Source organism: Novosphingobium sp. MMS21-SN21R (genome assembly GCF_031846015.1).
In the GTDB taxonomy this organism is placed as follows: Bacteria; Pseudomonadota; Alphaproteobacteria; order Sphingomonadales; family Sphingomonadaceae; genus Novosphingobium.
Genome location: NZ_JAVRDU010000001.1, coordinates 1,106,987 through 1,121,156, shown reverse-complemented (window position 1 = coordinate 1,121,156; position 14,170 = coordinate 1,106,987). Strand labels below are relative to the sequence as shown.

The 14,170-nt window shown below is 63.1% G+C and carries 17 protein-coding genes; 7 read left to right on the top strand and 10 right to left on the bottom strand.

Going from position 1 to position 14,170, the window contains the following annotated elements; all coding sequences use genetic code 11:
- Positions 1-123: 123 nt before the first annotated feature.
- Positions 124-888, top strand: coding sequence for a hydroxyacylglutathione hydrolase (gloB, locus tag RM192_RS05350; RefSeq protein WP_311506522.1), 765 nt, complete (start codon positions 124-126; stop codon positions 886-888).
- Between the two features lie 42 nt (positions 889-930).
- On the top strand, positions 931-1,959 hold the full coding sequence (locus RM192_RS05345) for a LacI family DNA-binding transcriptional regulator (RefSeq protein WP_311506521.1): 1,029 nt from the start codon (positions 931-933) through the stop codon (positions 1,957-1,959).
- 15 nt (positions 1,960-1,974) lie between these two features.
- Here RM192_RS05345 and RM192_RS05340 read toward each other — a convergent pair whose 3' ends face one another.
- The 9 genes from RM192_RS05340 to RM192_RS05300 form a co-directional block, all read right to left on the bottom strand.
- On the bottom strand, positions 1,975-2,679 hold the full coding sequence (locus RM192_RS05340) for a class I SAM-dependent methyltransferase (RefSeq protein ID WP_311506520.1): 705 nt from the start codon (positions 2,677-2,679) through the stop codon (positions 1,975-1,977).
- Between the two features lie 162 nt (positions 2,680-2,841).
- Positions 2,842-3,396 (bottom strand): hypothetical protein, encoded by a 555-nt coding sequence (locus RM192_RS05335; protein WP_311506519.1) that lies wholly within the window; start codon positions 3,394-3,396, stop codon positions 2,842-2,844.
- Positions 3,389-3,883 (bottom strand): ATPase, encoded by a 495-nt coding sequence (locus RM192_RS05330; RefSeq protein ID WP_311506518.1) that lies wholly within the window; start codon positions 3,881-3,883, stop codon positions 3,389-3,391. Before RM192_RS05330 ends, RM192_RS05335 begins: the two co-directional genes overlap by 8 nt.
- Positions 3,884-3,958: 75 nt before the next feature.
- Entirely contained in the window at positions 3,959-4,186 is a 228-nt protein-coding gene (locus RM192_RS05325; protein WP_011444975.1) for a F0F1 ATP synthase subunit C, read from the bottom strand.
- A gap of 66 nt (positions 4,187-4,252) precedes the next feature.
- A complete protein-coding gene (locus RM192_RS05320) occupies positions 4,253-5,035 on the bottom strand; it encodes a F0F1 ATP synthase subunit A (protein WP_311506517.1) in 783 nt (260 codons plus the stop codon).
- A gap of 40 nt (positions 5,036-5,075) precedes the next feature.
- Positions 5,076-5,396 (bottom strand): AtpZ/AtpI family protein, encoded by a 321-nt coding sequence (locus RM192_RS05315; protein ID WP_311506516.1) that lies wholly within the window; start codon positions 5,394-5,396, stop codon positions 5,076-5,078.
- 228 nt (positions 5,397-5,624) lie between these two features.
- A complete protein-coding gene (locus RM192_RS05310) occupies positions 5,625-6,026 on the bottom strand; it encodes a YdbL family protein (RefSeq protein WP_409233785.1) in 402 nt (133 codons plus the stop codon).
- A 29-nt stretch (positions 6,027-6,055) separates the two neighbouring features.
- On the bottom strand, positions 6,056-6,175 hold the full coding sequence (locus tag RM192_RS05305; RefSeq protein ID WP_311506515.1) for a YnbE family lipoprotein: 120 nt from the start codon (positions 6,173-6,175) through the stop codon (positions 6,056-6,058).
- A gap of 134 nt (positions 6,176-6,309) precedes the next feature.
- On the bottom strand, positions 6,310-9,543 hold the full coding sequence (locus tag RM192_RS05300) for a YdbH domain-containing protein (RefSeq protein WP_311506514.1): 3,234 nt from the start codon (positions 9,541-9,543) through the stop codon (positions 6,310-6,312).
- A gap of 87 nt (positions 9,544-9,630) precedes the next feature.
- On the opposite strand from RM192_RS05300, the gene radC reads away from it, so the two are divergent.
- The 5 genes from radC to RM192_RS05275 all read left to right on the top strand — a co-directional run bounded on the left by radC (position 9,631) and on the right by RM192_RS05275 (position 13,425).
- On the top strand, positions 9,631-10,368 hold the full coding sequence (gene radC / locus RM192_RS05295) for a RadC family protein (protein ID WP_311506513.1): 738 nt from the start codon (positions 9,631-9,633) through the stop codon (positions 10,366-10,368).
- Positions 10,369-10,473: 105 nt separating this feature from the next.
- Positions 10,474-11,790, top strand: a complete 1,317-nt coding sequence (purB, locus tag RM192_RS05290) for an adenylosuccinate lyase (RefSeq protein ID WP_311506512.1) — start codon at positions 10,474-10,476, stop codon at positions 11,788-11,790.
- A 146-nt stretch (positions 11,791-11,936) separates the two neighbouring features.
- Positions 11,937-12,245, top strand: a complete 309-nt coding sequence (locus tag RM192_RS05285) for a DUF1049 domain-containing protein (RefSeq protein WP_311506511.1) — start codon at positions 11,937-11,939, stop codon at positions 12,243-12,245.
- Positions 12,242-12,916, top strand: a complete 675-nt coding sequence (gene pyrF / locus RM192_RS05280; RefSeq protein ID WP_311506510.1) for an orotidine-5'-phosphate decarboxylase — start codon at positions 12,242-12,244, stop codon at positions 12,914-12,916. Before RM192_RS05285 ends, pyrF begins: the two co-directional genes overlap by 4 nt.
- A 5-nt stretch (positions 12,917-12,921) precedes the next feature.
- Positions 12,922-13,425: a GNAT family N-acetyltransferase gene (locus RM192_RS05275; RefSeq protein ID WP_311506509.1), complete on the top strand. Its 504-nt coding sequence runs from the start codon at positions 12,922-12,924 to the stop codon at positions 13,423-13,425.
- Positions 13,426-13,440: 15 nt separating this feature from the next.
- On the opposite strand, the gene RM192_RS05270 is transcribed toward RM192_RS05275, so the two are convergent.
- Positions 13,441-14,043, bottom strand: a complete 603-nt coding sequence (locus RM192_RS05270) for a hypothetical protein (protein WP_311506508.1) — start codon at positions 14,041-14,043, stop codon at positions 13,441-13,443.
- Between the last annotated feature and the right edge of the window lie 127 nt (positions 14,044-14,170).

Genomic DNA, 14,170 nt, shown 5'->3' with positions numbered 1-14,170 from the left:
TTCAAGGCACTGAACAGCAAGGCCCGTCCGGAGAAATCCGGGCGGGCTTTTGCTTTGTGTGGTTCACAGGAGGTGGAACCAAATTTTACATCTTCTCCCCGAAAATTGCGCTAAAGCGCGGAGATGACTCTGCAAATCCACCAGTTCCCATGCCTGTCCGACAACTACGGCTTCCTTGTCCACGATCCTGCGAGTGGCGAGACGGCATGCATCGATACGCCAGACGCCGATGCCTATCTGCGCGAAGCCGCGGCACAGGGCTGGACGATCACCCAGATCTGGAACACCCACTGGCATCCCGATCACGCGGGCGGCAATGAGACCATCAAAGCGGCCACCGGCTGCACGGTAATTGCCCCTGCCACCGATGCTGCAAAGATTGCTGCGGTCGATCGCACCGTGGCGCAGGGCGATACCGTCACGCTAGGCAGTTACACCGCAGATGTGATCGACGTGGGCGGCCACACGCTCGGCCACTGCGCTTACTATCTGTCGCAAGCCGCCACGGCGTTTGTCGGCGACGCGCTGTTCCCGCTGGGCTGCGGTCGCATGTTCGAAGGCACTCCGGACCAGTTCTGGGACAGCCTCCTGCGCCTCAAGGCCCTGCCCGCTGCAACGACGCTTTACAGCGCGCACGAATATACCCAGTCCAACGCCCGCTTCGCCATTTTCGCCGATCCGGATAACACTGCACTCGAAGCCTATGCCATGAACGTGGATGCACGGCGCGAACGAGGGCAATGGACCGTGCCGACAACACTTGCAGCGGAGCTTGCCGCGAACCCGTTCCTTCGTGCTGACGCGCCCGACATGGCGGAGCGCTGGGGCGGCACCTCCCCCATCGAGACATTTGCTGCCCTGCGCGCCGCGAAGGACACTTTCCGCTGACGCCGATCCTGCTAAAGCAGAGTTGACTTTGGGGGACATGCATTGGCGACGGACAGGAAGATCATCCGGGTAACGTCGTTCGACGTGGCCGAGGCGGCAGGCGTGAGCCAGTCGACCGTCAGCCGCGCGTTGGCAGGGGACACCTCGATCAGCGAGCCGACGCGCCAGCGCGTGATCGAAGCTGCGCGCCGCCTGAACTATCAGGTGGACGAGAACGCCGCTCGCCTGCGGCGGGGCCGCACCGGAACGCTGGCTGTCGTGATGATCTGCCGTGAGGCGCAGGACCGCAAAGACATCAACCCGTTCTACTTCTCGCTGCTCGGCAGCACCTGCGCCGCCGCATCCGCACGCGGCTATGAAACGCTGGTCGCCTTTCAGGATGCACCCGAGAACTTCTGGGGCCACTTTCAGGACCGCCGCAAGGCCGACGGCATGATTGTGATCGGCACGACAACCAATACCAAGGCTTGGGAATATTTCCGGGGTCTTCCCGACGGCACGCACTGGACCTGTTGGGGCTCGCCCGACAACGAGATGCCTTGGGTACGCAGCGACAATCTCTCTGGCGCGACGCTCGCCACCCGCCACCTGCTCGTGCGCGGTTACCAGCAGATCGTCTGCCTCGGCTCGGCCACCTCGCCCCAGCGCCAGTTTCAGGAGCGGTACGAAGGCTATGCCGAAGCCATGCGCAGCGCCGGTCAGGAACCCCGCCTCATCCAGGTCGAATCCGGCCTCGCCCGCGAAGAACAGGGTCGCCGCGCCGCCATCGCCCTGGTTGAAAGTGGCGCCCCCTTCGACGCGATCTTCGCGGTGTGCGACGAAATGGCACTGGGCGCGCTCAAGGAACTGACCGCACGGGGCTATTCCATCCCGGACAAGGTCGGCATCATCGGCTTCGACGGCATCCGCGCCGGCGCATGGTCCACCCCGCCCCTCACCTCGATCGAACCCGATTTCCAGATGGCAGGCAGCCTGATGGTCGAACAGCTTCTGGCCAAAATCAACGGCACGGAAGGGTCGGGCCGGCGCGTGCCGGTGAAGCTGGTGATCCGGGGATCAACGCGGGCCTGACCCGAAGCCGATTGGCTACCCTGCGATGACGATCCGGTAACCGACATCGTACGAATCAAGCGTCAAAAGATGGTCATAGCGCCTGTGCCATATGCACTCAGCCAAGTCCGAACGCAGTCTCTCAAGCCCGGGCTCGAGGGTTTTTCCCAACGCCCAGAATGACGAACTGCCCTTGCGCAACGCGGGGTCGAGGTAAGCCAGCGGGCGGCGCCAGAATGCATAGAGAAAGCCATCGGTGCAATCATGCGGCACGAGCAACTTCTCGACACTGACTTCGCCTAGACACCTTTGGTAAAAGTCGATGGGCGGCATCTGGCGTTCGTCGAGTTCAGCGAGTTGCGGAAGATAGTCTGTCAGCCAGGGCCTGCTCGCCGGATCAAATGTGACGATGACCACTGGACCGCGTGAAACGCGCCGCATCTCACGAAGGCCAGCCTCCTGGTCCTGCCAATGGTGAATCGTCAGAACCGCCATTGCCGCATCGAACGACTTGTCCGGAAAGGGCAAGGCCTCGGCCGTCGCCTGCACCGCGCGCGCCGACCGGATGCTGCGCTTCCGGATCATTTCAGCAGATGGCTCAACCGCAGTGACATCCCGCTCCGCAGGCTCGTAGGAGCCGGCACCGGCACCTACGTTGACCACCGTCCGTGCTGTGCCAAGGGCCTTGTCGATTTGCACAGCAAGACGAAAGTCTGGCCTGCGCAGCAGGTCATAAGTCACACCGATAGTATCATAGAGTGCCATAAGTCCTCCTGAACGCTTGAATCGGCCTAAACCCGGAAGAAACAGAACCTACTGCGGCTCAGCAGAAAACAAAAACCCCTCCCGGCGCTAACCGGAAGGGGGCTTTGATCTGTCTGACCTGAAGCGCAGTTTAAGCGATCAGTTTACCAGTCCCGCAATGGCTCCATCCACGAGCGCCTTGTCGGCTCCGGCGGAGTGGTTCTTCGCGATCAAGTTGCGCGCAGCGGCAGTTGCCGCTTCGGCAGCCTTGGCGCGCAGCTCATCGACTGCAGCGCGTTCGGCCGCACCGATCTTGTCGGCAGCCATCTTTTCGCGGCGACCAATCGTTGCGGTGGCGTCGGCTTCGGCCTTGGCGATGATCGCGGCGGCTTCGGTCTTCGCATGCTCGACCATCGATGCCGCGTCCTTTTCGGCATTGGCGATCTTGGCGGCATATTCCGCGCGCAGCTTTTCAGCTTCGGCGCGGAGCACCTTGGCTTCTTCGAGCTGCTTGCGGATCGCACCGATCTGCTTGTCGAGCCCGCCTACGACAGCACCAGGAACCTTCTTCCAGACAAGAATGCCGAGGAACACCAGCATGGCCAGCGCCGCCCATGCACCAGGCCCGAGGCCCAGCGCAGAAGGTTCGACGTGATGCTCTACGCCTCCGGTTTCATGTTCGACGACAGCAGTCGTCGCGACAGGATTAGCCATGAGCGAGAACTCCCTTGACGGCGGCCTGTGCGTCTCCGGCAGAGATCGTCAGGCCGGCAATGCGACTTGCGATGTCCTGCGCGGCTTCTGCAGCAACGCCTTCCACTTCACCCAGTGCTGCAGCGCGGGCTGCGGCGATGCGGGCTTCTGCGGCAGTCAGTGTTTCATCGATTCGGGCCGAGGCGACGGCAAGCGTGGCTTCGGTAGCCTTGGCGGCATCCGCCTTGGCCGCAGCGATCACGGCCTGGGCCTGTGCGCGCTGCGCGTTCGCCTGGACGCGCCAAGCCTCTTCTTCGGCATCGGCGGCGGCACGCGCGGCTTCCGCCGCAGCGAGATCGTCGGCGATCTGCTTGTCGCGGCCGTCCATCGTGGCCATGACCTTGGGCACCATGCCCCGGCCAATCACGAAAAAGATCACGCCGAAAAACACCAACAACCAGAAAACCTGGCTGGAATAGGTGCTGGCAAGCTGTTCAATCTGAGGCATCGCGGGTGTCCGGGCGTCAGGCGGCCGGGGCGAACCCCGGCCAATATTTCAACAATCTGTGACGTTCGTTGCCGGTTAGGCGACGAAGATCAGGATCATCGCGACGACGAACGACAACAGGCCGAGAAGTTCAGCAGCTGCGAAGCCGATGAACAGGCGACCCTGCTGGCCGTCAGCAGCGCCCGGATTGCGCAGCGCGCCTTCGAGGAACTTGGCAAACACGTTGCCTACGCCGAGCGAGGCAAGACCGGCGCCAACAGCGGCGAGACCGGCTCCGAGCAGCTTTGCGCTTTCTGCGTCCATGTCAAAAACTCCCTTTTCTCAAATCCGTATGGAACAAGCGTTCCAAATCTTGGTGGGTTGCAGGTATCAGTGAAGGTTCTCGGCGTCGTTCAGATAGACGCAGGTAAGCAGGGCAAAGACGTAAGCCTGAATGCATGCCACCAGAAGTTCCAGCGCGCAGATGCCGATCATCAGCAGGAAGCTCGGCAGTGCAGCGAGGAAGAAAATGCCAGGACCAGCATTGGTGCCGGAAATGACGAAGCCCGAGAGCACTTCGAGCAGCACGTGGCCTGCCATCATCGCAACGAAGAGTCGAAGGCCAAGGCTGAACGGACGCACCATGAACGAGATCAGCTCGATCGGGAAAATGATCGGGATCATCAGAACCGGCGTACCGTGCGGCACGAACAGCGAGAAGAAATGGAAGCCATGCTTGGCAAAGCCGACGATCAGCACGATCGCAAAGCTCATGATCGCGAGCACGCCGGTGACGGTGAAATGACTGGTGGACGTGAACGGATGCACACCGACCAGCGCAAGCGGCATCAAACCGAGCATGTTGGCGAACAGGATGAACCCGAACAGCGAGAACACGTAAGGCAGATATTTGCGGCCCGCTTTGCCGATGTTCGCCTGCAGCAGGTTATCGACGAAGCCGGTCAGCCCCTCGACAGCCATCTGCCAGCGGCCAGGAACCAGCTCACGCTTGGAACCGCCCGCGACAAACACGAGCAGCGCCACCGTGGTGATCGCCATCCACAGCGCCGAATTGGTGAAAGCGATGTTGTAACCGCCGATTGCCCAGTGATCGGTCCCGAAAAGGGTCTCGATCGTGAACTGGTGAACCGGATCGACCTTGCCTTCGGCCACGCGCAAAACCCCGTTACACTCGAATACAACAACAGCGCCCTTATTCGGGGCGCCGGCTCGAAATTCGGATGATGTTTCGGAACGCCACAGCGATCCCCATGAACAACATCACCAACAACCCCCAAGGGCTTGTCCCGGCAAACTGGTCGATGACCCAGCCAATGAACGCGCCGCCTGCAAGACCGCCAATCAGTTCCGCCAGCACGCGGTTGCCGAGGCGATAGTTCGCATCGGTTTCTCCGCCTGCCTTTGGCCGGTTACGCTCGTCTTCCCGCTCTCGAAGGGCTTTCAGCCGCTTGTCGAGCGCGTCAATCCGCGCATCCTCGCCGATGGGCTCCATCCCGGACGGTTCATCATTCATGCCTTATCCCCTGTCCGTAGTCCCGACCGAAGCCAGTTTGCCCGACAAAAAGTGCAGCACAAACGACGGATGACCGCCGAGGGCGCCGCCCCCTTAGGCGGGGGGTACATTTGAGTCAACCGCTACAGGCCGGTCATGCTCCAAGGTATGAGACGAAAAGCAAATGCCCTCCCCCGCCTGGGCGGAGAAGGGCAGAATTGCGTCAGCGATTCGTATGCGGGACAGCCGTTACGGGCAGCGCGAATCGCGCATCGGCGGGCCATCGCCGCGCGTCTGCCACGAACCGTCAGGCGCCTGATACTTCTCACCGGGCTTCGTCTGGCCGATCAACAGGCAGCCCGAGGTGAGCGCATATTCCTCAACTGTGGCCTTGTTGGCCTGCGCCTTGTCGGCATAGACCGCCTTGCGCTTGATGTTGATGTCTTCGACCACGGCGCGCAGCGTAGCGGCAGGCGGCGTGACGTATCCCAGATAGCCGTCCATCTTCTCGCCCACCTGCCCGGCTGCGCGCGCCGCAGCATAGGCCGGGTCACGTGCCTGACCATAGGCGACCGCCGGAACAAGCCCGCCAAGAACCAACCCGGACGCGGCCAGAGTCATCATGCACTTGCGAACAGAAAACTTCGCCATCTGCGTCATCCCAATATACTCGCGGGCCATCAGAAGATGCCCGGATTCTCGTCAATCGTGTTGCCCGCGTCTGCCGCGAGCCGGTACACGACTTCCTGCTTGATGTTGATGTTCAGCTCGATGACGATGGGCTTGTCCGGTGCGTTCACCGAAATGCATCCCCCCGTCGCCAAACCGGCGATCAAAGGCAGCGCCAGCAGGCCGCGCCGCCACAATCGTGATCCGTTGTCCCTCATCTGCAAGATCGTTGCAGGCTTCGCGGATCGGGTCAATTGCAGGCTCCTCATGGCAGGTTTGCGCTTTCTGCAGGCTGAATGGTCTGGGGCGTGCCGGGCAGCACGATGACGGGGGTTCCGCCGGGGCGGACACCGTTGGTCAACCGCCGCACTGGCCTCCCCTGCGCATCGACCAGGCCGAGCGTGCGCGGGTCCTTGATCGAGGCAGGGTCGTACATAGCCTTCATCGAGGTGATCAGCTGATAGAACGGTGCGCGGATGTTGATGTTGAACTGAATCGGCAGGTTGGCGACCTGCTTGGTGATGAAATTGCTTTTGGTGCCAGCACCTTGCTTGACCCCGCCAAACTTGACGTTGGTGATGATCTCACCTTCCAGATCGCCGCGCATCGCGATGGTCATCGTCTTGTAGTCGAGCGATTTGAGCGCATCGAACGCGAAATTCGCCATCGCTCCCATGTTCTCATAGCTCAGCGCGCCGACGTACGAGACGGTGCCCCCCGGCGCGCGCGAAACAAGGGTACCTTCCTCGATTCGGCCTCCATTGGCGTCGAACACCAGCGGGAACTGGCCGTCGAACGCGCCTGTGGCCGAGATATTCGCCAGCTCCATCTTTTCGAGGAACTTTGCAGCGTCGATTCCTGCCACCGTCAGCGTATAGCGCCGCGCCTCTGCCAGCCCGAGCCGCAAATCGGTAGGCTCCAGTTTGAGCGTGCCGCCGAGGAACGGCCAGTTCGCCTCATGCAGGCGCAGCACCTGATCCGGCAGTAGCGAGATGTCGACGATCCCATCGGTGACCTCGATGCCCGGATTGATCGAGGCGACCTTCAGTTTCTGATGCGGCGCGGTGACCATGCCGAGGAGGTCGGTGAATTCAAGCGAGCCCGACAGTCCCTTCACCGGGCCGAACGCCGCCGCAAGATCGAGATTTTCCGTGCCGAACCGCCCGCTGCTGGTCACCCCGCGCTGGTTCCAGTCGATTACACCTTTGCCGCGCACCGTGCCGACGGTGTTCGCCACGACGCCCAGCGCCAGCCGGGTGAGATCGGCAGGCTGAAAGGCTTTGTCGAACACCAATCCGTCCACGTCGAGATCGGCATGACCGCTCCCTTGCGACAGATCGTGCCGAATCACGGCGCGCGCCACTTCGCGCGACGACTTTGCTTCGCGCAGCAAGGCACTGGCCGTTATGCGATTGTCAGCGAGCGTGAGCGACGCGCCATCGCTGCGCAGTCGCTCGAATCGTGCCGGATCAAGCCGGTCGGTTAGATCGAAGCCGACGCTTGAAAGCACCAGCGCGCCTCCGGCGTAGCGCCACTCCCCCGAGGCATTGGTCACATCGAGCGGCACGGCAGCGAGATTGGCATCAACGCCGCCGAACCTGCCGGTGAAGTCCTTGCCCAGCCGTGCGTCAAGATCCGCCAGCTTGAGCCGCGTCGCAGTGGCGGGCGGCCCGAGAGTGACCTCAACCGCCTTGGCGTTGAGCACGCCCGGCCAGGCAAAGCCCACAGCGCCCGTCCTCACAGTCAGCGGCGTTTCGCCAAGCCTTCCCGATATATCGAGGCTGGGCGTTCCCGCAGCAACGCGCAAGCCCGCTGTACCGTTGCGCACAATCGCACTGCCCCCCGGCGGGCAGAGATTGAGCGTATTCCCGTCCACGGCCATCTCGCCCAGCAGCAGCCGGTCGAACTTTGCGCTGACGCAGCGCTTCCACAGCGACAATTCCCCGCGCGCGCCATAGGCACCGTTCACGGGCAATACGAGGTTCTGGACAGAACCACCCGGAATCGCGCCGGAAACCTGTGCCGTACCAGCGAAGCCGATTGACCCGTCAGCCACTTGCGCGACCATCATTTCAGGGATCGCCAGCGATCCGCCCTGCGCGCGCCATGGCGCCATTGTCAGCCGAAAGAGCGCCTGCCCGGCACGCCCGCGCTCCATCCGACCGGCAATGCGCGGCATCCCTGCTCCGCCGGTGGTGAAATTCCCGGCGAGGCGTGGCGGTTGCTTGTCTGCGCCGGTAATTGCCTGGAACCGCGAGAGGGTGAGCAAGGCCGCGCCGCTGCCACCCACCAGTTGTGCCTGCGGGATGACCAGCGCCATACCCTCGGCACCATTGCGGCGCAGCGCGATCTCTCCTGCAAGGCGGCTGCCGCGCTCCTCACGCTTCAGCGCTGCGCGCATCTGCGCCAGCATCGGTCCGAGCAGGGTGTCAGCCGATGCTGCCTGCGCATCGCCCAGCGCGCGATCGAACGCGGGCCCTTGCCGAACGCCTTGACCTTCAAGGCTCCCGCGAAACTCGGCCTTGTCGAAACCGTTGCGCGCCTTGACCAGACCTTCGACGCCCAGCAACCCGAGACTCACCCCGCCACTGCGCACGCCGCCCGCATTGGCCTCGACGCGCCCGGACAGCACGTTTTCGCGCCAGCCTAGCCGCGCATCGAGCGCGAGCGATTCGGCAGAAGCGCCCGGAAGGACCAGCTTCTTGCCGCGCAGGTTCGCATTGCCAGCGAAGCCGCCCAGCCCCTTGTCAGCCAGAACATCAAGCTCAACCGTCGCCGCACCCGATTGCACGCCGCTCTCACAAGTGAGCCTTTCCAGCCGCAGCGGACCGGTGAGCGAAGGACGTTCGTCACGAATGGAAACTTTCCCGAACAGGCTCGCTCCCTCACCGACGCAGCCACTGCCCGCAACACGCGGCGCAACCCCTGCCAGCGTTCCGGTAAACCCGTTCTGCAAAGCCCCGCTGCCGTCGAGCGTTATGCCAACCTTGCCAAAGTCGGTCAGCATCAGCCCGCGCCCGTCCTCGACCGTAAGTTCGAGTTTGGGGAAGGCGAACGGTTCATTCGGCTTGGTCGGCGCAAACAGCACCTTGTCGAGCGAGCCGAAGCTCAGCTTGCCAGCCAGGTATTGCCCGTAAATCCTTGGCCGGACGAGCTTGACCGATCCGATGACCGGCGTTCCAAGGCGGTATTCGATCCCCACAAGAACGCGTTCAACCGTCAGGTCGGGCCACTTGGGATCGCCCACGACAAGGTTGCGCAGAACTTGCGTCCTTGGTCCGATTGATTCAATTTCGTATGTGGCGGGCAGACCATAGGCTTTGATCTGGCCCATGATGATGCGGTCGGCCAGTTGGCTGCGCGACAGCCACAGACCTCCGCCCGCCACCAGCACGATCGCGAGCGCAGGCACAGCGATCCTCTGCCAGCGCGAGCGCCCGGCGCCTCGCGCTTCAACCGGCGGCGCGCCGGATTCCGCCATTTCGAAACGATCTGCCATCTGCCCCCTTCTTGCGCACTCCCCCCGCTTCGGCAATGCACGGCACTGAACGCACGACAATAATTGTAGTGCCCGCCGAACGGACTCATGGCCGACCAAACCCGACTCTTTCCTGAACAGGATCCCGGCGAAGGCGGCGCCAAAGGCTTCGACGGTTCCAACAGCAGCGGTCATCGCGCCCGCTTGCGCAAGCGGCTGATGACCGGCGGCGAAGACGCGCTGGCCGATCACGAGGTCATCGAGTACCTGCTGATGGTCGCGCGGCCGCGCATCGATACCAAGCCGATCGCACGTGCACTTATCCAGCGCTTCGGCAGTTTGGCAGGCGTGCTCAGCGCCGATCCTCAAGCGCTCTCGCTACACCCCAACATGGGCGAGACCAGCGCGGCGGCCTTGCGCATCGTAGCACTCGCCGCCCGCCGCCTTGCGCGCACCGCGGTGCGCGAACAGCCGGTCCTGTCGAACTGGCAAGCCCTGCTCGATTACCTGCACATCGACATGGCGCACCTGAATGTGGAGCGCGTGCGCGTGCTCTATCTCAACACCCAGAACATGCTGATCCTCGATCACCTCGTCAGCGAAGGCACGCTCGACGAAAGCCCGATCTACACCCGCGAGGTCATCAAGAAGGGCATGGACGTGGGCGCCGCCGCGATGATCCTCGTGCACAACCATCCGTCCGGATCACCCAAGCCCAGCCGCGCCGACATCCAGATCACCCAGAAAATCATGGAAGCCGCGCGCCTTATGGGCATGTCCGTGCACGATCACATCATCGTGGGCCGCGAAGGTCACACCTCGCTGAAAGCGCAGGGGCTGATCTGAACGTGGGTTTGCGGGCCGCAAATCGCGTCGCCCCTTGCCTTTGCTGCCCTCGCGCCGTAGCGGCCCCGGCATAACGCACGCGCACGAATTGCATCGGAGTCGAACATGGTCCCCCGTTACGCCCGCCCCGCCATGACCGCGATCTGGGAGCCTGAAGCCCGCTATCGCATCTGGTTCGAGATCGAGGCACACGCGACCGAGAAGCTGGGCGAACTGGGCGTCGTGCCGCCATCTGGCGCCAAGGCGCTGTGGGACTGGTGGGCAACCAACCCCGTGATCGACGTTCCCGCGATCGACGCAATCGAGGCCGTGACCAAGCATGACGTGATCGCGTTTCTCGATTGGGTCGCCCAGCAGGTCGGCCCCGAAGCGCGCTTCATGCATCAGGGCATGACCAGCTCCGACGTGCTCGACACCACTCTCAGCGTCCAGCTTGCCCGCGCATCGGACCTGCTGATTGCCGACATCGACGCGCTGCTGGCCGCGATCAAGCGCCGCGCGTTCGAACACAAGTACACGCCCACCATCGGCCGCAGCCACGGCATCCACGCCGAACCGACAACGTTCGGCAAGAAACTCGCCGAAGCCTATGCCGAGTTCAAGCGCTGCCGTGCGCGCCTCGTCGCCGCGCGCGCCGAGATCGCCACTTGTGCCATTTCTGGCGCAGTCGGCACGTTCGCCAATATCGATCCGTCGGTTGAAGAGTACGTCGCCGAAAAGCTGGGCCTTGAAGTCGAGCCGGTGTCCACGCAGGTCATCCCGCGTGACCGCCACGCGATGTATTTCGCTACCCTTGGCGTGATCGCCAGCTCGATCGAGCGCCTCGCCATCGAAGTGCGCCACTTGCAGCGCACCGAAGTTCTGGAGGCCGAGGAGTACTTCTCGCCCGGCCAGAAGGGCTCGTCGGCCATGCCTCACAAGCGCAACCCGATCCTGACCGAGAACCTCACCGGCCTGGCCCGCATGGTCCGCTCGGCAGTCACCCCGGCGCTCGAGAACGTGGCGCTGTGGCACGAGCGCGATATCTCGCACTCCTCCGTCGAACGCTTCATCGGCCCCGATGCCACGATCACGCTCGACTTCGCGCTGGGCCGCCTGACATCAGTGATCGACAAGCTGCTCATCTACCCCGAGCGGATGCAGAAGAATCTCGACAAGATGGGCGGCCTTGTCCACTCGCAGCGAGTCCTTCTGGCGCTGACGCAAGCGGGGCTGGAGCGCGATGCCTCCTACCGTCTCGTCCAGCGCAACGCGATGAAGGTCTGGGAATCGGACGGCCAGCTTTCGCTGATGGAACTGCTCAAGGCCGATCCGGAGGTTGCCTCCGTGCTGACTGCTGAGCAGATCGAGGAAAAGTTCAACCTCGACTATCACTTCAAGGCGATCGACACGATCTTCGCGCGGGTGTTTGGAGAGACCTGAGCGCCGCTAGCGCCCCCTTGGGCAGTGGCATCAGGGCCATGCGCGCAACCGCCTGAGGCTCCCGTCCTCGCGGGGACTGGCCAAGCGCGCCGACCTGCCCTAGCATCGCATGCGGACGGGCAGGTCAACGAGCGAGAGGCGTGAGCATGCTGCGCACAATTTTCTGGGTTCTGATTATTTCTGCCCTTGCCGCATTCAGCGCGGCCAACTGGGTGCCCGTCGAAGTCCGCATCTGGGAAGGCCTGCTGCTTGAAACGCGTCTGCCTGCGCTGGTCATCGCCGCCTTTTTGCTTGGTCTTGTGCCGACCTGGCTGCTCTACCGCACCACCCGTTGGCGGCTGAACCGCAAGATCACCGCGCTCGATGCCGCAGCAGCTACCCGCTCGGCACCATCCCTTTCCTCCACCAACCTCGAAGCGGCCCAGAGCCGGGACATCAAAAGCGAGAACCTGTGAGCAACCCGATCTACCTTGCCCTCGACCTGCCCCGTCTCGACGCCGCCATTGCCCTTGCCCACAAGGTCAAGAGCCATGTCGGCGGGCTGAAACTGGGCCTCGAGTTCTTCTGCGCGCACGGTCATCATGGCGTGCACGAAGTTGCCAAGGTGGGTCTGCCGATCTTTCTCGACCTCAAACTGCACGACATTCCCAATACGGTCGCAGGCGCGATGCAGGCGATCCACGTGCTCCAGCCTGCCATCGTCACGATCCATGCCTCAGGCGGCCGGGCGATGATGGAAGATGCCAAGGCGGCGGCGGGCGAACACACCAAGGTCGTCGCTGTGACGGTCCTGACCAGCCTCGACGATGCCGACCTCAACGGCATGGGCGTTGCCGGCTCCGCTCACGACCAGGCGCTGCGCCTTGCCGATCTGGCCCAGGAAGCCGGGCTCGACGGGATCGTCTGCTCGGGCCACGAAGTTGGTGCGATCCACAATCGCTGGAAAAAGGGCTACTTCGTCGTGCCGGGCCTGCGTCCGGCTGACGGCACCGTGGCCGACCAGAAGCGAATCGTAACGCCCCGCGCTGCGCGTGACGCCGGTGCCAGCGTGCTGGTGATCGGCCGCCCGATCAGCCGCGCGGAAGACCCGGTCGCCGCCGCTCGCGCGATCGAAGCCACGCTCTGACGCTGGTGGTCCGGTTCACACTGGCAGGCCCCGGCGATGTATCGCGCCTGCGCGCGCTGGTCGAAGTCTGCTATCGCGGCGACACTGCCAAGCAGGGCTGGACTCACGAGGCGGACCTGCTTGACGACGAACGCACCAGCGATGCCGAACTCGCTGCAGCCATTGCCGCGCCAAACACGCGCGTGCTGCTGGCCGAAGTGGAACGTCAGCTTGTCGGAACCGTCACCATCACCGACCTTGGCCAAGGCCGCGCCTACCTCGGCATGCTTTGCGTCCTGCCCGAAGTGCAGGCAGAAGGCCTTGGCCGCGCCCTGATCGCCGATGCCGAGGACATGGCCGCCGAACAGTTCGGCGCGACCATCATGGAAATGACGGTGATCGAGGCACGCCCCGAGCTGGTCGCCTGGTATGAGCGCCGCGGCTATTTTCGGACAGGCGAATACCGCCCCATGCCCATCCCCGGTTTCGACGATATCACCATGGTGGTTTTGGAACGCCACCTCAGCTGAGGCGGCGTCAGGCGATCATTCGAACGACTGCTCGGAACCGCTGGCCGGATCGACAAATTCAGAAGCAGGTTCGATTTCGCGCGACTGAGAGTCCTGTTCTGCCTCAGCGATATCGCGCTTGATGTCTGCTTCCATCTTCAATGCATTCTTGGCGGCCGTCCCGACACTGCCGTCCACACCGTCGTTCGGCCAGCGATAAGCGGTCGATCCTTCGGCGCGTTGTGGATCGAACGGTCTGCTCGTCAGCGTAGCATCGACCAATTCTATCACGCGATTGCGGATCATGTGGTGAGCCATGCCCGCCGCCGCGCCGTCGCCTGCGCCGCCACCTTCGCAAATAACCGCGACTTTGGTATTGTCCGCGGCAAGTTCGGTCAGCTTCATCGTACAGGCGTGATGCGCCATCGATCCGCTGGCATCGTAAATCACTTCCGAGCCGCCATTACCGTCAATCGTCGTTTCGAGCCGGAAGAACGGCCCGGTGCCGGACGATTCGATCTTCGCCGTCATCAGCTTGTCGTAGGCATCCTTGCGGCTCATCGCATACTCGTCCGGCTCGGCGCAGCCAGCCAGCATGACAACCGACGCCAGCGTAATCCCGCTCTTCAACCTGCCCATTCCCACCCCCAACGGAACGATCCGACATCTGGCGAGTAGCAGGGAAAGCTTAACGACTGGCACGAGGTCAGTTCATCGCGACGAAAGCGATGACCTGCCAGATCTGACCGATCAATCGAGGGAGACT